Raw genomic sequence first — 19167 nt, 5'->3', positions numbered from 1 at the left:
TGATATAAGGAATTGAATTACCTTTCGGTATTGCGGTATTACAAGATAAATAATATTATATATAGTTAGATTTCAATAAATCAAAATAGTGAGCCTCTGATAGCTTTAGATGTCAGAGGTTTTTATATTAATTATATATCTTACCCTTATCAATATTGTAAAGATATATAATAATTATATATGTTTTATTGACTTTTAATATAAAAATGTTAAATTATAAAAAATTGATATTAGTATATTTTTTTAAAATAAAATATATTAATACTTGACAAAAAAAACTTATGTATTATCATAACTTAAAAATTATACGAATTATGGAGTAAATAAAAATGGAAGAGTTAGAATCTATGAATTTATTAGATGAATTATTAAATAATAATGGTTATTTTTCAACAAGACAGTTTAAAGATGACGATGAAGATAATGATAATTATGGCGATGATAGTTACGGCGATGATGATTTTGATGATGATGATTACGATGATGATGATTTTGACGATGACGACTATGATGACGATGATTTTGATGATGATGATTTCGATGATGACTATGATGATGATGATTATGACGAAGACTATGATGATGACGACGACGACTACGATGATGATGACTACGATGATGATATAGATGATTTTGATGACGACTTTGATGATGATTTTGACGATGACGATGATGATTATGATGATGATTACGATGACGACTATGACGATTACGATGATGATGATGACTATGATGAATAATTAATTTTTATAATATATAAAGCAATACTTTTTTGTATTGCTTTATTATAAAAAGGGCTATTGATGTCAGAGAAAAAATTCAAAAAATTTAATAATAATAACAATAAAGAAAACAATAATAATAAAAAGTTCTACAGCGGTAATAAAAAAAATAAAAATAATTTTTATAAAAAAAAATACAATCATAATAATCAGTATAAGTATCATGAAAAAAGCATAGAAGAATATGAGAGAAATTATCTGAAAAGACGTATGAAAGAAGACGTTGAAAGGCCGTTTTGCCCTATATGTAATGAACCTATTTATATTATAGAGGAAGCTATAAGACATAATGGTACGGGAGAATTAGCTCATTTTGAATGTATATTAAATGAGATTAGAGAAAATAATTTATCTGAAATGGAAGAAGAGGATAAAATAGTTTATCTTGGTTCAGGTACATTTGGTATTATACAGGAAAGACAAAGCGGAAAAAATATGAGATTTTTTGTTCGTAAAAGGATAAATTACGAAAACAAGAAAGTAAAAAGAGTAGAAGATGATACCGATCCAGAAGAGGAGGAATTATTTAATGTATGATATACCTCTGGGGTTTTCATCTGCTGCTGTAAAAGCTGGTCTTAAAAATAATGATTATGATTTGGCTGTTATAAGAAGTGAACCTCCTAGTGTGGTATCAGCAGTTTATACTCAGAATAGTTTTCAGGCTGCTCCGATTCTTTTTTCAAAGAAGAATGATAAGAATAATATAGATTTGCTTATAGTAAACAGTAAAATAGCTAACTCTCTTACAGGAAAAAAAGGCTATGATGATGTATTAGATATAGTTAAATATGCTTCTGAAGTATTTAATATAAAAAAAGAGAATATATTAACGGCTTCTACTGGAATTATTGGAGAGTATCTTGATACAAAAAAAATCAAGGAAGGAATAAAAAAAGCAAGTAATTCTATGAGCTTTGATTTTGACAATATTGCAAGGGCTATTCAAACTAGAGATAAATTCAATAAAATATACACTTCAAGTATGGAAGTATCAGGTAAAACGGCAAGATTTTATGCCGCAGCTAAAGGAAGTTCTATAATTCACCCGAATATGGCTACTGTTTTACTTTTTATATTTACTGATTTGAATGTAGAGAAGGAAGCACTTTGCAAGGCATTTAAAGAAGCTGTTAATAAAACTTTAAACAGAATATCTATAGATGGTGAAACTTCTACAAATGATATGGCACTTATTATGGCTAATGGTGCTTTAAATAATAAGCCTATCACTGAAAGAAACAAAAAGCTATTTAAAGAATTAAAAAATAAATTAGATGAAATTTGTGCTTATCTTGCCAAAATGATAATACTTGATGGCGAAGGTATAACAAAAACTATGATAGTATCAGTAAAAAGGGCTAAAACTCAAAATGATGCTTTTAATGCTGCTCAGAAAATAGCTGTTTCAAATTTGGTAAAAATATTATTTCTTTCTAAAAATCCTAACTTTGAAAAAATATTATCTGTTTTGGGAAATATTGATATTAATATAAATAATTTATCTCTTCAGGTTAATGATGTTGATATATATAAAAACGGAGAAATAAATAAAAATGAAGAGGATATGGCAAAGCTAAAAAAAGATATTGATGAAGAGAGAAAAGAGAATTATATAACAATAGATTTGGGCTTTAATACCAAATATGAAGATTATTATTATTTTACCGATTTAACTCAGGAATATATATCAATACATTCGTCTTACAATATATAATAAGTTTTTTATATTATTAAAAATAAAATTGACAAAACAGCTTCATTTTAGTATAATAAAATAAAAAAGTGATTTTTGTTATGCCAGAATTAATTTTATTTCCAAATTATAAAGCGAAAAATAATTATCTTAAAGATAAATTCAAAAAATATACAATGGATATCAGTAATTATCAGATACTCCATAGATATTATAAAGATAATAAAGAAAAATTTTTTATAAACTACAGAATAGATAATCAAAAACAATACATAGATGAATCAATAGCAATAATCAATATTCATAATATATTAAATGAATACAAATATAATAATAAAAACTCTGTAATAGCAAAACAAAATATTACATATGAGCTTGCATACACTTTATACAAACTTATAGAAGAAATTACTTTGGCCAAATTTTATGGCTTTGATTTGAATAATTATAAAGAACTTAAAGAGATAAATACAGTTATAAGGCATTATAAAGAATATAATAAACAAAATGATCTTTTAGATGAGTTTGATATATTTGAGCTTTTTATAGATGCTATAAAAAATAGAGAGCTTGATTATTTGAATGAGTATGACAGTATAATTATTTATGGTTTTGAAAAGATACCGCCTTTGCATTTAATATTTTTAGAGAGTCTTAAAAAATATTATAATATAGATGTTAAAGTAGAACTGCCTTATGATATGAAAAAATATTTTTATGATTATAGATCATTTTATCAGGGCATTGACAATTTTGATATTAGTATCAATTCGGATTTTGCAAAATCTCTTATAGATAAAACTAATTTAACTAAATATAAAGAGAGAATAAAGTTTATAGCGGGTTTCGGAGCAAAACAGGAGGTTGATACTGCAGTAGATGAGATAATAAAATTAATAAAAAACGGTACTCCTTTATATGATATAGGTATAATATTTTCGGATATTCAAAAATATGGTGATATAGTTTCAAGAAGATTAAAAGAATGTTCTATTAAGTTTAATGAAAGAAGGGCTAATTTTGTTTGGAAAGTGCCTATAATACCAGTTCTTACTTCTATATTTTCTATACTTGATAAATATAATGGTGAGCTTAATATAGACTCTTTAATAAAGGTTCTTTCTTCTTCCTATATGAAAAATCTTGAGGGATTAAATCCTTATAATATAAGAGACTTGATCTATTCTTATGATAAGTATGATAAATATAACTCAGTAGAGATATATTCAAAAATGGCCTTTAATGACTTTAAAGAAAAAATAGCAAGGAAGTTTAATAACAATAACACTTCAAAAACTATAATAGAGTTTATTGATTTGCTTAATATATTGGTATCAAAGAAAACTTATAAAGAGATAGGGCTTGCTTATATAAATATTTTGAAATTTTTAAAAATTGGTTCTATGTCTTATGATGATAAATATGAAAAGGAATATTATAATAGAGATAATGAGGCATTGGCAATCTTTATTGATTTGGTGCTTACAATATCATATACAGAAGAGATAGAAACTATAGAAAATGAAAGCATTAGCCATTTTGATTTTCAAACTGCTTTGAATGTATTATTAAGGGATAAGTCTCTTATGGATAATGATGATAAAGAAATTTCTCTTACAGTGAGTAATTTATATGATGCCAGAGGACTTAGATTTAAGCATTTATTTATATTGGGTATGAATAATGACTTTATAAACAGAAGACCTAATGTATTTTTTATAAGTGAGAAATTAAGAGAGAGTATTAATAAAGATTTGAAAAAGCATGCATTTAATACTCAGCATTATTTATCGGATATTTCTTATGCTTTATTTTTGAATATATTATCTTACTGCTATGAAGATAGTCAGGTTTATTTTTCTTTCAGATTAAAAGATGATAATGGTAATTTGGAAGTTCCTTTTTATTATTTGGAAGATTTATATAATGAAATGTATCATAATGATTTTAAATTTGATAACTTAAAAGAAAACGGACTTATATACAGAAAAGAATATATACAAAAAGAAAATAATATTCACACTAATAAAGAAAATTTAATGAGTTTATTTTTTAATCATGAGGCGGCATATTATATAGATGATGTAAAAAGCATTATGAATAAAGTATATCATAAGAGAAATAAAAACGGATATAATAATTTTGATGATAAAAGCGAAGAGATAAAAACATTTTTCTATAATATTTTTAAAAGTCCAGTTTCAGTTACAACTCTTCAGTCTATAATGGAATGCTCTGCAAAGTTTTTTTATTCGAGTTTATATCAAAAGGATTCCGTTGAGGCTAAAGTTCAGGGGATAAATCGTGCTGATAAAGGTATTACTTATCATAAATTTTTTCAGAAGTTTTATGAAGATGTTAAAGGCAAATCAGCTATTTTTGACTGCTCGCTTAAAGAAGAAGAGTTTAATACTTACTGCAATATAGCTGATGAAGTAGTAGAAGAGCATATTAATAAAATGATAGAATCATACTCAAAAAAAGATTTGGAAGAGAGGTATTTTATTGAGTATCAGTTAGACCAAAATATCATAAAAAAAGAGGCATTAAATGTTATGCATGCCTTTATAAAAAAAGAGATTATCACAAATAAAGTTAAAGATATGAACGATGGTTATCATTATATACCATTTGATTTTGAAAGAAGAATAGGGTTTGATGAAAAAGAATATATAATATATAAAAAAGGTGATTTCACATTAAAGATAAGAGGTGTAATAGACAGAATAGATTTCAGCTATAAAGATGATAAATATAAAAATATCAATGGTGTTAGAATAGTAGATTATAAAGGAAGCCCTAGAACAGAAAAGAAAGATAAAAAAGAAAAAACAAATATAGAAATTATAAAAGAAACAATACTTACATATCTTCAGCCTATACTATATTTGAAATTAATTTTAAGCGAATATATAAAAAAGAATATAGCAGAAAAAATAGAACATTGTGAAGTAGTATTTACTATATACAGAGAAAAAGATGTTATAGATGAGAATACTGAAATAAATGAAGTATATAATGACAGAGACTTTTTACTTTCAGTATGCGGATATATAGAAAGCGAATATAATTTGAATGATTATTTTGATGAAGTATTTGAAGATATTTTAAATGGAAAACTAAAATATAATCCAAGCATGAGTAACTGCGAGGGCTGTTATAATGCTCCTTACTGCGAACATGTATATCAAAAAGAAGAGTAAATAATATTTTTAACTCTCTAAAGTTTTTAATAATTCTTCTTCGATTATACGCATATAACTTGCAAAATCTTTTATACTTTCAAAATTATTATTTTTTGCTGAAGGAATTTTCAAGGCGTATTTATGTATTTTACAATTAATGTTACTGTATTTATCGTTTAGATTTCCTATATAATCATCATATTTATAATTATCACTTTCGATAGGGTAAATAAAACCAGCCTTTTTGGCATTAAGTGTATAAGCATATGATACTATTTGATGTTTGTCATTTCTATCTATATTTTCATTACTGTCAAGCCTTTTATATTTTGCATCAAGCACTATATTATTATTTTCTGATAATTTATAAAAGTCTGGATAAACTATCCAAGCATTATTAAGTAGATTTATACCATTTGTTGAGGATCTATTTTCGGCATGAATAAAATTCTCTTTTTTTAAAAAAGTATTTAAATATTCTTCAAAAAGCCAAGCCCCGTCAAATAATAGTCCGTATACAGTATTATCATCGCTTCCATATTTTAATTTTTCATGCCTTAATATCTGAATGCATATTTTTCTTAAAGGCTCGTATTCATAATAGTAGGGGTGCGATAATTTTTTTAAGTTTTTATTTATAATGCTCTCTCTTTTATTTTTCTCATAACTAGGAGTAGAATAAAATATCTGCTGAACATAATTTTTTATTTCATTGTCATAATTTAGAATATATCTGTTTTTCGTGTTTATATATTCTATGGTGTGTCTTATTAATTGTATTATATTATTATCATAGCTGTATTCTCTAGTATTGTACGAAATTTTACCATTAAAAGGAATATTATTTTTGATGTATCTGTTAATATCAATAGTTCCTTTTACATAGCAATCATTATGTTTTATTAATTTGTACTGTTTGAAAAGCCCTTGTCTTAATGCTTTCTTAAAAAAACTAATAAACATATAAATCAAAAAATCAAATGAATCGTCATAATCTTTGCTATGCTCCAAATTAATGATATTAAGATTAAGAACTTTCATGAGCATGTAGTGTAGAAAATAATCATTATCATCATCTGCAAATCTTGAAGATATTTTTATTTGAATATTTTTATAGCTAATAAATCCCATTATATTATTAGTGTATATACTGTCATTAATAATATCAAATATCTTATTTTTTTCTTCCAAGTCTTTACTTTCTTTTATGGAGTTAGGAAATATTATAATATTATCTTTTACACTATAAAGAGTTTTGCCTGATATTTCTTTAATTGAGCTTATATCTTCTTCAGAAATATTTTCTTGTATACTTATTAATTTTTTATTATTATCTTTTAATTTAACAATTTTATTATTTGTGTTAGTCATATTATTATTTTTATTATAAACTTATAAAATTAAATATATAATAATTAATTATCATCGTCTAAGGAATAAGCATTTTCTAATTCATCAAGTTTATTTTCAGCATCAGGCATTCCTCTTAAATACTCATATAAAAGACCTTTCAAATGATTTTCCCATAACATATCAAAAGCATCGTCTTTATTATTATTTTGATAATAATTTTTTAATTTCAAGAAATAAGAAGCTCCTATATGATAGGAAGAATTAAAGCCTTCAATTTTCTCTATCGCCTCATTTAACTTGTTCATTCTGTCTTTAGCTTCATCTAGTATTTCATTATCTAAAATATTATCAAGCATATCTTGTGTATCTTTTGCCTTAATTTCTTTAAAAGCAAATCTCCTACGCATAGCAAAGTCCATACTCTCAACGCTTCTGTCAATATCATTCATAGTTCCTATTATATAAACATTCTCTGGAACAAAGAAGCCTTCTTCAAATTCATCATCTGTTTCATCATTACTAATCAAATTATTATATTGGGTTTTTACTCTTCCAATTTCTCCTCTGTATCCAGTATCAATAGCAAAAAATAATTCTCCAAAAATTTTTGAAATCTCTCCTCTGTTAATCTCATCTATTATAAATACGAATTTACTGCTTCTGTTTTGCAAAGCATTTTTGCAGAACTCTTTAAAAACTCCGTCCTTTCTCTCAAACATTATATTGCCGTTACTGTCTTTAATAGGTCTCAAGCCTTCGACAAAATCTGTGTAATCATAAGAAGGGTGAAACTGCACAAAGCCGTATTCATCATTATTCATATTTATATCTTGTTTTTTCCCGCTTATTAAATCAAAATTTTCTAATAATATTATTCTTACTATATATGAATCTATATCTTTTAGATTATCATCAAAAAATTTTTTTATGTTTTTATTTAATTTATATCTATTATTATCTTTTTCTATATTAAATATATCACATATATCAAGCATATATTCTCTTGAAAGCATAGGAAAATATGTATAAGGGTGATATGAATTATATATTTTTATTGCCAAATAATCATTTCTTTTATTAAAGTCTAATACCGAATTGTTAAAATCATAATCTTCTATTGTGGCCATATTATATAATTCTTTGCCTATTTCTTTTATAAGCTCATCATTAGTTTTAGTAGTTTCATTCATTAGGTTTCCAGTATTTTTATCATAATAGAGTAAATATGTTTTAGCTCCTCCAGCAAAAAATCCTCCTAATAATTTTCTTTTAAGCCCAAATTCAATCCAATAGCAAAATGAATTATTATCTCCTCTTCCTACAGCATAATCATCTATACTAATATTTTTTAAACTCTCTATAGGAAATCTTTTTACAAATTTCTCTCTTAACTCTTCTCCATCTTTTTTTAACTTTTCTAAACGCTCTTTATTGTTTTTATAATAATCTGTTATAAACTTTTTATAATCTTTTATAGCTGTATTATCTTTCATTACTTCTCTTGCTATTTCTTTAGCCAAATAGGTTTTTCCTGTACCAGGAGCTCCTGTGAGTATGAGGTTATAATTTTCTTTAAGAAGTTTGATGCAGTTTTCTTTTAAGTTTTCCATATGCATGTTTCCTGAATATTTTTTAATAATTTATCTATATTATTTTTAGTGACGCTGTCTTTGATATTGCAAAACCTTCTTGCCTGAGAGCCGAAATTAAATTCATCTTCCAAACTTAATTTGTATAATTTAGCTTTAACGCATAATATAGTATCATCAATATAAGAGAGATAATTTTTAATTTGCTCTTTATCTTTATTATTATATTCTTTTATTAATTTATCTAATGTGATAGAATCTGAAAGAGCTATACCTACAGCTTTTACTTTTATACTTTCAGCAATAACTATTTTTGTGCCTTTTTTGATGTATGTATTTTTAGTTTTTTCTAAAGCATTTTTATAATCTTCCTCATCATCTTTAAATCCTACAAATACTATATTATATTTAAGAAATATTTCATCTAAAAGCCATTTATCTTTCCATTTGCTGCCAAAATAAACATATGACATTAAAAATATCCTAACGTTTTATATTTTATAAGTATATAAGAACTAAAGATAAAATCAATATATTTTTTATATTAATATGTTTTAATGACATATATATAAACTATATTAAAAAATGGTTTTCATAAAGCCTAATACAAGATTAGTAGTTTAATAAATATAAACTTATTTTATACACAATGAAAAAATAACAAAAAACTATTTATTATTGTCATCAGTTTTTAGTACGCTTATGAATGCATCTTGAGGTATCTCTACGCTTCCTATGGCTTTCATTCGTTTTTTACCTTCTTTTTGTTTTTCAAGAAGTTTTCTTTTTCTTGTGATGTCTCCTCCATAACATTTGGCTGTAACATTTTTCCTTAAAGCACTAATGTTTTCTCGTGCTATAATTCTTCCGCCTATTGCTGCCTGTAATGGAATCTGAAACATATGTTTTGGAATGAGATGTTTTAATTTTTCTATGATTTGTCTTCCGCGGCTTTCGGCATTGCTTCTATGTGCCATAAATGATAAAGCGTCTACCACTTCACCATGGACAAGTATATCTATTTTTTCTATTTGGCTTTCTCGGAAGTCTGAAAAATCATAGTCAAATGAAGCATATCCTCTTGATATTGATTTTAATTTATCGTAAAAGTCATACACTACTTCTATTAAAGGCAAGTCAAATTTTATTTCTGCTCTTTTATCATCTAAATAATTTAATGATGTCTGCGTACCTCTTCTGTCTATACAAAGAGATATTATATTACCCAAATAATCGGTAGGCACTATTATAAGAGCATTTATAAAAGGCTCATAACATTTTTCTATATATTGTGCTGTAGGAAAATCTGCAGGGTTATCAATAATTTTCTCTTCGCCGTTTGTGAGTTTTAATTTTACCTCTACCGAAGGGCTGGTTATTACAAGATTGAGATTAAACTCTCTTTCAAGTCTTTCCTGCACAATCTCCAAATGTAAAAGTCCTAAAAATCCGCATCTGTATCCAAAGCCCAAAGCTATAGAGCGTTCTGGCTCATAAACTAATGAAGCGTCATTTAATTTTAATTTTTCTAATGCCTTCTGAAGACTAGTATAATCTTCATCTTCAGCTGGAAATATACCAGCAAATACCATAGGAAGAACTTCTTTATATCCTATTAAAGGCTCATCAGAAGGATTTTCTTCAAGCGTTATAGTATCTCCTATTTTTATGTCAGATATATTTTTAATGCCTGCAATAATGTATCCCACCTCTCCGCTTTTAAGTTCATTAGCTGATTTAAGCCCGAGTAAAAGTGTACCGCATTCTTCAACTTCGTACTCTGCTTTAGTTTCCATTAAAAGAAGTTTATCATTTTTTTTGATAGAGCCGTCAAATACTCTCACTATCATAACAGCACCGCGGAAAGGATCATAATAAGAATCAAATATCAATGCTCTAGTTTTTTTATTAGTATTGTCTTTTGGGGCAGGTATCATCTTAACAACTGCTTCAAGTATTTCATCAATACCTATATCATTTTTAGCACTTGCAAGTACAACATCATCTTTATTAACGCCGAACTCTTTTTCCATCTGTTCTTTACAAAGTTCAATATTGGCAGCAGGCAAATCTATTTTATTAATAACAGGTACAATCTCCAAATTATTTTCAAAAGCAAGATAAAAGTTAGAAATAGTTTGAGCTTCTACCCCCTGAGCAGCGTCTACTACTAATATAGCACCCTCGCATGCAGCAAGCGAACGGGAAACCTCATAATTAAAATCAACATGACCTGGAGTATCTATCAAATTAAGAGTATATACTTCTCCATCTTTAGCCTCATAAGAAAGTTTTACAGCTTGGCTTTTTATAGTGATTCCTCTCTCCCTTTCTATATCCATAGAGTCTAATATTTGGGCTTTCATCTCTCTGCTTGATACTGCTTTGGTATGCTCTATGATTCTATCGGCTAATGTACTTTTACCATGGTCAACATGTGCTATGATACAGAAATTTCTAATTTTTTCAGCGTATGACATTTATAAAATATATCCTTATTATTAAAATTGATTGATATTAAAAATATTATACTTTTATATTGATGATATATTATAATATAGTGAGTGTGTTTTTGCAAATGATTTTTATTCATTAGTTATGCATATATTAACATATATTTTATAAAAAAATAGCTTGACTTTTTTATAATATTTTATATTTTATAATATATACCTAATACATGTATATTTGTTTGTTATGAAGAGAATAATTATTTTTGTATTATTTGCATTATTTGTTCTGATTTCTTTTTCAGTATGCCGTAACAATTCTAGTAATAATTCTAATAAAACTGCAGTAAGAGTTGGAATATATGTTTATGATTATCCTATGATTTATTTGAGCAATAATAATTTAAGCGGATTAGATTATGATATAATGAATGAGATAGCAAAATTAGAAAATTTAAAATTAGAATATATGCAAACTCAATTTTCTGAACTTATACCGTCTTTACAAAACAATATAATCGACATTGCAATAGCTGGAATAAGCATTACAGAAGATAGAAAAAAACTTGTGAGTTTTTCAGATAAATATTACAGTTCATCTCAGAGCATTATTATTCTTAAAGATAATAATGATATAAAAGTATTTGATGATTTACTTGGTAAAAGTGTAGGCGTTATAAAAGATACTATATCTGATACTATTATATCAGCTTCAAATAATATTAATGTTGTAAGGTTTGATATTGCAGGAAGTGCTTTGCTTTCTTTGAAGCTTGGAAATACTGATGCTGTTATGATTGACAGAGTAACATGCAATAATTATATTAAATATGATAATGATATAAAAATAGCAGAAGATATTATATTTCCAGAACTTGATTATGGTATAGCTGTAAGAAAAGATGATAATGTTTTACTAAAAAAAATTAATAATGCTCTTCATACAATAATGAGTAATGGAGTTTATGAAAAACTCGTAAATAAGCATTTAAATTAAAGATTGCTCATTATATTTTTTGATAATAAACTGCTTGACTTTTTTTATATATAAATTACTTTTATATAATACCATATACATTTATTTTAGGAAGAAATCATAATGAAAAAAGTAGTTTTAATTGTATCAATTATTATATTACTATCATGCTCTAATAGTTCTAATAATACCGCTTCTGATAATATAGATAATATGACTAACAGATCCGTAAATGTAGGAATATATGTTTATGATTATCCTTTTGGTTATATGTCTAATGGTCATATAGGCGGATTTGATTATGATTTGATGAATGAAATATCGAGAATATCAGGTTTAAAGATGAATTTCAATCCTATGAAGTTTGAAGAGCTTATGCCTGCTTTAGAATCTCATAAGATTGATGTCATTATAGCTGGAATGACTGTAACAGAAGAGAGAAAAGAGCTTGTTAATTTTTCAGATAAATATTATACGACCAGTCAGGCAGTTATTGTGGATAGCAGCAATACAAATATAAATAAAGAAGAAGATTTGATAGGTAAAAATGTTGGTGTAATAATAGGAACTGTGGCAGATAGTATGATTTCTCAAAAAGAAGGAATTAATATAGAAAGATTTGATACTGGAAGCAGTATTATACTTGCTTTGAAAGTAGGTAAAGTAGATGCGGCTGTATTTGATAAAACTACATGTGAGCATTTTACTGCTTATGATGATGAAATAAAAATAGTACAGGAAATAAAATATCCTGATGAAGATTATGCTATAGCTTTCAGAAAAGAAGATACTGATTTATTAAATACTTTCAATAAAGCTTTAATGGAGATTATGCTAAGCGGCTATCATGATGAACTTATAAAAAAATATTTATCTGCTAATTAATATCTTCAAAAAATATATTAATAACGGCATTGATATTTATTATGCTTATTGGACGTATATAATATTTAGTTTTTTCTAATAATATAAATTTATCTTTATCTATTTTTGAGTTTTTATAATTCATTATATATTTGATTCCGTTTGAATGAATTGATGTATATTTTATATTTAGAGTTAATCTCTCTTCATCATTATCTTCTGTATAGTTTACTATATCAAAATAGAGTATTTGTTCTGTTTTATTAAATTCTATATTTTCTATTTTTTGGAATCTTGCTATTATAATTTTTGCTCTGTCATTTTTATTGAAGTAGTCATATTTAAAATCTATATTAAGTATATCATTATAACTTTCAGCAAATAATTCTTCATTATTTTTTGATATTCTTAATTCTTCTAAAAGTTTACAATTAATTCTGTCATTTAGTATAACAGAAGTTTTTTTGCTTGATGATATTCTCTCTTCATTATTAACTTTATAATTTATAAATTTAAATTTATGTTTGGAGATTTCTTCTATTGATATATTATTTTCAAAATGAATTTTTTTCCTATAATTGCTTCTTACATCATCATATGATATTTTAGCATTATCATAGAATGTAGGTATAACATAAGAAAAGAAAGATACTTTTTTGGTATTAATATTATATAAATAAGCACTAGCTCCTAAATATCCAGTAGAACTTATCCAAGGATAAGCTCCAAGTCCTAAAAACTCTCCGCTTGTTCTGTTTATATATTTGCTTCTAATCTCTCCAGTTAGAAGTTTTACAGTTTTATTATCATTTTGTGCCTTTGCTTTTTCTATTACATGTATTGTATTATAAAGTCTTGATAATGTAGCGAATGCAAATAATTTATTAAAAGAAGCTTTTTTATTTATCATAGAATCAATACTTTCAGCAATGCTTCTAAACATCTTTGCTATTTCAGGCATATTTTTTACCTGAAGTTTTACGCTTAATTGTTCTGATATATCAAAATCTTTTTCGCTGCATGAATAAAATCCTTTTTCAAATATATTTTCTGCAAACTCTTTTGCGAATTTTAAAATATTTTCATCTATCTCTTTATCTTCTTCTATTATATCTTCTAAAGTTCCGTACATTTCTTTGTATTTTAATATCGCTATTATCTTATGTGCACAAAGTGAAGAATCTTTGCATGAACATACTGCCTTTTTTATGCTGTCTTTTTTAGGGAAATAAATAATTATATTTTCTTCTGGAATATTAATTTCAAGCATAGCATCTTCTTTTATATCTGCTTCAATATTTTCATAAAATCTATCTAGTGCGTATTCAAAATTTCTTTTAGTGCTTAATTTTCTAATTTCATCGAAACTTATATTTTTAACTTCATCAAATGTATTATTTATTACATCATCTTTTTTTACTATGTTTGTTTCTTCTGTTTCTTTATTATTATCTTTGTTATCATTTTCTATATTATCATTTGTTTTATTTTCAGTATCAAGATGTTCTATATATAAAAGAGACATTATAATATGTTTGCAAATATCTTTTGAGGGGCATGTACATTTGCTTGATTTTATATCTTCATCATTAAGTGTTACTTCTATTTTCTCTCCTGTATCTATTATAACTTTTATTTTATCATTATCTTCTTCAAGTTTTATTTTCTCTGGGGTATTATTTATAATATTATAAATATCTTTAACAGAACGATTGTATATACCTTTATTTGTGAGAGTAAGTAGAAATTTTTCATTTACATATTGTTTTAAGTTATTAATTTTTTGAGTCATTATAAAAAGCCTATATAAAATTTATTTAATTATATATATTTTTTATAATTAGTCAAAACTTAATAATTTTATTATTAATACATTTATGATTATAGCTTTATAGGTTTACATTATATGAAATTTTTTATCTTCAATTTCAATAAATTTACCTTCTTCCATTATGGCTGATAAGAAGGAATCAGGGTTTGTTGTATAGCTTCCAAAACAGATATCTGCTTTACGGCAAACTTCAATCATCGCAAATAATTTTATTAGTTCTTTATGTTTTTCATTATCTGATTTTGAGTTTAATTTATTTAGAGTATATCCTTTTTCATCTTTATTGGTCAAAGTATGTATATTATATGTATTTTTATATTTATTTTTTATGTTATCTATAATAGAATAATCGTCTGTAAATATAAAAATGTCTTTTAAATTTGAATATTTTTTTATGGCTTCAATATACACTTCATAAGATATTAAATTGGATTCAGTTATTTTATCTCCTGCTCTTATATGTGCTGCTATATAATTTTTGGGTAAATTAAGTGTATTTATTAAACTCTTTATCTCATTTTCTGTTTTCTCATTAAATCTATATATTTTTTTGGATATTAATCCGAAAACTTCTTTTATATTACCATTAATATCAAGTTCTTCTATATTGAAACTCCTATTTAAAAATTCTGGATTTTTTATATCATAAAAAATATCCTGAGTAAAATAATCTATGTTATGTTCTGATTTGATTGCATTTAGAAGATTTAATAAATTAGGATCATAATATCTTGAATTATATTGATGATATAGATCATGAAAAACTTCATTACAAAAAGGTTTAAAAAATTCTTCCCATCCGATTCCATTTGAAAAGTTAGCAGTTTTTGAATATAGTTTAAAATTTATTTTATTAACTAGACAATAAATAATGGCCAATACCATATTGTTAAACTCTGAAAAAAAACCAGCACTATGACCCACATAAAATACACATGTTTTACTAAAACTATTATTTAATTCATTATATTTTCTTAAAAATTCAGAACATTCATCAAATGAAAAATTTTTTTCATCAAGTTTATATTTGTCAAGATTATATAGTTTTTTAAGAGTAAAATCATTTTGTAATTTTATTACTTGATTATATTCATTTAACTTAATTAGATAATTTCTTAAAGAGTTTCTTAATTTTTTAATAGGTATATACCATACTATATTGTTTATATCTTTTAATAAATTATTATCCATATTATTCCTCTAATAAGATATATAAAAATATAACTAAAGTAACTATTAGAATTAAAAAATTATAGTAGTTACTTTAGTTATTTATTTTAATTTTAATTATTTTAATGTTTTTTAGTTTTCATAAATAATATTAAAAGACCGCTTGCTATAAAGTTACTAGCATAAGTACCTATAACAACACCGCAGAAGAATGTAAAGGCAAAATCATAAAGTATGAAGCCTCCCCATATCATTATGGCAAGTGCTGCAAGAAGTGTTGATATACTAGTTATTACAGTTCTTCCTACAACATTGTTTAGGCTTATATTAACAATCTCTTTAAATGGTCTTTTAGTATCGGCATTTTCTCTTATTCTGTCAAATACTACTATGATGTCATTAATAGTGTATCCGATTAAAGTAAGCATTGATGAGAGTACAAGTACTGAAAACTCTTTGTTTAAGAAAAGCAGTATTCCAAATACTATAACAACATTATGTATAAGTGTAATTATCGCAGGAAAAGCATATCTATAATTGAATCTTATTGTAATATATATCATTATGATAATCCAAGAAACAATTATAAGTATGAATGCTAGTTTCAAATTATCAGCAGATACCACACCGCTTATGATGTTGCTTCCTATTAAATTAACTTTGTCAGTACCATATTTATCATAAAGAACTTTCATAGCTCTGTCAGATTCTTCATTAGAACCTCTAAATCTTAAAAGAAAGGCATTGATATTAGCCTCTCCTTCAAGCTCCTGAATATTAACAGTTTCAGTTCCAAAGTTATTGTATAATGCTCTTATTTCAGCAATATTGATAACTTCTGGATTATCTATCTGTACTTTTAATTCCACACCGCCTGCAAAGTCAATACCCATATTAAAACTATTAGTGTTTAGTTTGCTTACAAATAAACCAATAGAGGCTATAAACAATACAGCAGATATAACAGCAGCAATAGGCATAAATTTAACAAAAGGTATTTTATTTTTTGTTAAATCGTTATTTTCTTTTTTATCATTTTCTTTTTTAATATCTTCACTCATTATAAAATCCTATTTATTTTAAGCAATTATATATAAACAATTTTTATTCTTTTTGTCTTTATATATAAATAACTATATAAAGAAGAATCCTGCTTTCTTAACCATTTTTGTGCGTATAAGCTCTTCATATATATATCTGGTAATAAATACAGCGGTAAATAAGTTTATCAATATACCAAAGAATAAGGTAATTGCAAACCCTTGTACTGGACCGCTTCCGAATATCCAAAGTATTAAAGCTACAATAATAGTTGTAATGTTAGAGTCAAATATTGTAGCAAATGCTCGGTCATAACCAGATATAATAGCATCAGCAACATTTGATTTAATTTTTAATTCATCTTTTATACGTTCAAATATAATAACATTAGCATCAACCGCCATACCTATAGTAAGAATAAGTCCAGCAATACCAGGTAATGTTAAAGTAAATCTCAATGGTGATAATACTGCTATAATAAGTATAACGTTTACAATCATCGCTATAGTAGCCAAAACTCCAGAAAGTCTGTAAACTGCTATCATAAATACAGCAACTAAAATAGCTGCCATAAGTAAAGCAGTAGCACCTGCTTTAACAGAGTCGGCACCAATGGACTGACCTACAACTTCTTCTTCTACTATACTTACATTAAGAGGCAAAGCACCTTCTTTTAATATTCTAGCCAAGTCCTGAGCTTCTTCTAAAGTAAATCTTCCAGTAATAACACCTCTTCCGCCTCTAATTTCATCATTGATGTTAGGAGCACTTATAACTTTATCATCTAATACTATAGCAAGCATTCTATTTTTATTCTGAGCTGTAACTAAAGCAAACTGTTCAGAACCTTCATTATTAAGTTCAAACTCAACAGTAACTTCTCCGAATTGTCCGCCGCCTACTTGAGCATTGACCAAAGAACTTCCTTCAAGAGAAGGCTCTTTATTAACTATAACAGGAGCACCTCTTATTCTTCTTCCGAAATCATCTTTTTCGCTGTAGAAATAAAGCTGTTTTCCATATTCTGGTACTTTAGCCATATTTGTAAATACACCCATAAGCATATCATTAGTAGTTAAAGCAGCAGTAGCTTGTTCATCAACCAAATTAAATGTTAAAGCTCCCTGACTTAATACTACGCTTTTTATTCTGTCTGGGTCTCTGGCACCAGGAAGTTCAACAACCACTCTGTCTTCACCCTGTTTCCTTATGCCTACCTCACTTACGCCAAATTGGTCTATTCTTCCTCTAAGTCTTGATATAAGTCTGTCCATAGCATCATTTTTTTCTTCTGCTGTAAGAGAAGAAGCATTTCTCTCTAGTCTTGCAGCATATTCTTCAAAATCTGCCTGAAGTACTATTCTTATACCGCCCTGCAAATCCAAACCCATATTAACAGATTCGCTTCTTAAACGTTTAAGAGATTGAATATTGTCAATTTGTTCTTTAGTGTAGCCTTTAGCTATCATTTCATCTAAAGACAAATTACTTTCTTCTTTTTTGTCTTCGGATGTAAAAAAATACCATCTTACTGTAGGAGTAATAAACCAAGCCATTATGGCAAGTCCTATAATAATGAATGCTAGTCTTAAGTTATGACTCATATTATATTGTCCTGTTATTATTAATTTTTATCAGTCTTTTTTATCTTCTGCCTGAGCTTTTTCTAAATCTTCTTTTATTTGATTTTTATCTTCTATAGCTTTTTTATCTTTTTTTTCTTCTTTTTTAGGAGGGTTTAACATCTCTTCTGTAACAACTGCTGATATAGAAGATTTTATTATTTCCATTTTAGTATTTTCGCCTACTTTTACTACAGCAATTCTTCCGCCTTCTTTATCGGATATATATTCTGCTATAATTCCGCCTGATACTATAATTTTATCGCCTTTTTTTAATTCAGCTATACTTTGAGCTAATTTTTTCTGCTGCTGTTTCTGCGGTCTTATTAATAGGAAGTAGAAAATAGCAAATATAACAACCATCATACCGATGGATACTAATGGGCTTCCTCCTGCCTGTGCTCCTTGGGCAGTTTGTGCATATAATGTGGCTGTGAACATTCTTTAATTACCTCTTGATTTTTTAAAATTTTTTTTGATTGTAACATATTATCAATAATTTATAGTTATGTCAACATATTATATATAAAAATTGTCCGCTATAGTCTTTTGTCAAGTAAACTTGCCATAGTCTTCCAATTTTTATTATTGTTATATATAAAAATTGT

At 26.2% G+C, this 19167-nt stretch carries 15 protein-coding genes; 6 read left to right on the top strand and 9 right to left on the bottom strand.

Annotated features, from left to right (window positions below):
- The first annotated feature begins 329 nt into the window (after positions 1-329).
- From F811_RS0102740 to F811_RS0102725, 4 genes are all read left to right on the top strand, one after another.
- A complete protein-coding gene (locus F811_RS0102740) occupies positions 330-740 on the top strand; it encodes a hypothetical protein (protein ID WP_020003758.1) in 411 nt (136 codons plus the stop codon).
- A 63-nt stretch (positions 741-803) separates the two neighbouring features.
- On the top strand, positions 804-1319 hold the full coding sequence (locus F811_RS0102735; RefSeq protein WP_020003757.1) for a hypothetical protein: 516 nt from the start codon (positions 804-806) through the stop codon (positions 1317-1319).
- Positions 1312-2499 (top strand): bifunctional glutamate N-acetyltransferase/amino-acid acetyltransferase ArgJ, encoded by a 1188-nt coding sequence (gene argJ / locus F811_RS0102730; RefSeq protein WP_020003756.1) that lies wholly within the window; start codon positions 1312-1314, stop codon positions 2497-2499. Before F811_RS0102735 ends, argJ begins: the two co-directional genes overlap by 8 nt.
- An 80-nt stretch (positions 2500-2579) precedes the next feature.
- On the top strand, positions 2580-5681 hold the full coding sequence (locus F811_RS0102725; protein ID WP_020003755.1) for a PD-(D/E)XK nuclease family protein: 3102 nt from the start codon (positions 2580-2582) through the stop codon (positions 5679-5681).
- A gap of 9 nt (positions 5682-5690) precedes the next feature.
- Here F811_RS0102725 and F811_RS15465 read toward each other — a convergent pair whose 3' ends face one another.
- The 4 genes from F811_RS15465 to lepA form a co-directional block, all read right to left on the bottom strand.
- Entirely contained in the window at positions 5691-7034 is a 1344-nt protein-coding gene (locus F811_RS15465; protein WP_020003754.1) for an McrC family protein, read from the bottom strand.
- 44 nt (positions 7035-7078) lie between these two features.
- A complete protein-coding gene (locus tag F811_RS16205; protein ID WP_020003753.1) occupies positions 7079-8626 on the bottom strand; it encodes an McrB family protein in 1548 nt (515 codons plus the stop codon).
- Positions 8614-9078 carry a hypothetical protein gene (locus F811_RS0102710; RefSeq protein ID WP_020003752.1) on the bottom strand — a complete coding sequence of 155 codons (465 nt, stop codon included), beginning with the start codon at positions 9076-9078 and terminating at the stop codon, positions 8614-8616. The genes F811_RS16205 and F811_RS0102710 overlap by 13 nt, the downstream gene beginning before the upstream one ends.
- A gap of 195 nt (positions 9079-9273) precedes the next feature.
- The gene (gene lepA, locus F811_RS0102705) at positions 9274-11085 is read right to left on the bottom strand and encodes a translation elongation factor 4 (protein WP_020003751.1); all 1812 of its coding nucleotides are present in this window, start codon (positions 11083-11085) and stop codon (positions 9274-9276) included.
- A gap of 217 nt (positions 11086-11302) precedes the next feature.
- On the opposite strand from lepA, the gene F811_RS0102700 reads away from it, so the two are divergent.
- Both F811_RS0102700 and F811_RS0102695 read left to right on the top strand, forming a co-directional pair.
- Positions 11303-12052, top strand: coding sequence for a transporter substrate-binding domain-containing protein (locus tag F811_RS0102700; protein WP_020003750.1), 750 nt, complete (start codon positions 11303-11305; stop codon positions 12050-12052).
- 102 nt (positions 12053-12154) lie between these two features.
- Positions 12155-12916, top strand: a complete 762-nt coding sequence (locus F811_RS0102695) for a transporter substrate-binding domain-containing protein (protein ID WP_020003749.1) — start codon at positions 12155-12157, stop codon at positions 12914-12916.
- On the opposite strand, the gene F811_RS0102690 is transcribed toward F811_RS0102695, so the two are convergent.
- From F811_RS0102690 to yajC, 5 genes are all read right to left on the bottom strand, one after another.
- Positions 12909-14687 carry an SWIM zinc finger family protein gene (locus F811_RS0102690; protein WP_020003748.1) on the bottom strand — a complete coding sequence of 593 codons (1779 nt, stop codon included), beginning with the start codon at positions 14685-14687 and terminating at the stop codon, positions 12909-12911. The two genes, F811_RS0102695 and F811_RS0102690, sit on opposite strands and share 8 nt — an antisense overlap.
- Before the next feature lie 105 nt (positions 14688-14792).
- A complete protein-coding gene (locus tag F811_RS15455) occupies positions 14793-15917 on the bottom strand; it encodes an O-fucosyltransferase family protein (RefSeq protein WP_020003747.1) in 1125 nt (374 codons plus the stop codon).
- A 101-nt stretch (positions 15918-16018) separates the two neighbouring features.
- Positions 16019-16957: a protein translocase subunit SecF gene (secF, locus tag F811_RS0102680; RefSeq protein ID WP_020003746.1), complete on the bottom strand. Its 939-nt coding sequence runs from the start codon at positions 16955-16957 to the stop codon at positions 16019-16021.
- 72 nt (positions 16958-17029) lie between these two features.
- Positions 17030-18541, bottom strand: coding sequence for a protein translocase subunit SecD (gene secD / locus F811_RS0102675; RefSeq protein WP_020003745.1), 1512 nt, complete (start codon positions 18539-18541; stop codon positions 17030-17032).
- A gap of 30 nt (positions 18542-18571) precedes the next feature.
- A complete protein-coding gene (gene yajC / locus F811_RS0102670) occupies positions 18572-19000 on the bottom strand; it encodes a preprotein translocase subunit YajC (protein WP_013114074.1) in 429 nt (142 codons plus the stop codon).
- Positions 19001-19167 lie beyond the last annotated feature (167 nt).

This window comes from Brachyspira innocens ATCC 29796 (genome assembly GCF_000384655.1).
Taxonomy (GTDB): Bacteria; Spirochaetota; Brachyspiria; order Brachyspirales; family Brachyspiraceae; genus Brachyspira; species Brachyspira innocens.
This window is presented reverse-complemented; position numbering and strand designations above follow the sequence as displayed.

Bases quoted from the DNA above. Each gene is read 5' to 3' on its own strand.
- secF (WP_020003746.1), bottom strand. From the start codon at position 16,957: ATGAGTGAAGATATTAAAAAAGAAAATGATAAAAAAGAAAATAACGAT.
- F811_RS0102735 (WP_020003757.1), top strand. From the start codon at position 804: ATGTCAGAGAAAAAATTCAAAAAATTTAATAATAATAACAATAAAGAA.
- F811_RS0102695 (WP_020003749.1), top strand. From the start codon at position 12,155: ATGAAAAAAGTAGTTTTAATTGTATCAATTATTATATTACTATCATGC.
- yajC (WP_013114074.1), bottom strand. From the start codon at position 19,000: ATGTTCACAGCCACATTATATGCACAAACTGCCCAAGGAGCACAGGCA.
- F811_RS0102725 (WP_020003755.1), top strand. From the start codon at position 2,580: ATGCCAGAATTAATTTTATTTCCAAATTATAAAGCGAAAAATAATTAT.
- F811_RS16205 (WP_020003753.1), bottom strand. From the start codon at position 8,626: ATGGAAAACTTAAAAGAAAACTGCATCAAACTTCTTAAAGAAAATTAT.
- F811_RS0102740 (WP_020003758.1), top strand. From the start codon at position 330: ATGGAAGAGTTAGAATCTATGAATTTATTAGATGAATTATTAAATAAT.
- F811_RS15455 (WP_020003747.1), bottom strand. From the start codon at position 15,917: ATGGATAATAATTTATTAAAAGATATAAACAATATAGTATGGTATATA.
- lepA (WP_020003751.1), bottom strand. From the start codon at position 11,085: ATGTCATACGCTGAAAAAATTAGAAATTTCTGTATCATAGCACATGTT.
- secD (WP_020003745.1), bottom strand. From the start codon at position 18,541: ATGAGTCATAACTTAAGACTAGCATTCATTATTATAGGACTTGCCATA.
- F811_RS0102710 (WP_020003752.1), bottom strand. From the start codon at position 9,078: ATGTCATATGTTTATTTTGGCAGCAAATGGAAAGATAAATGGCTTTTA.
- F811_RS15465 (WP_020003754.1), bottom strand. From the start codon at position 7,034: ATGACTAACACAAATAATAAAATTGTTAAATTAAAAGATAATAATAAA.
- F811_RS0102690 (WP_020003748.1), bottom strand. From the start codon at position 14,687: ATGACTCAAAAAATTAATAACTTAAAACAATATGTAAATGAAAAATTT.
- F811_RS0102700 (WP_020003750.1), top strand. From the start codon at position 11,303: ATGAAGAGAATAATTATTTTTGTATTATTTGCATTATTTGTTCTGATT.
- argJ (WP_020003756.1), top strand. From the start codon at position 1,312: ATGTATGATATACCTCTGGGGTTTTCATCTGCTGCTGTAAAAGCTGGT.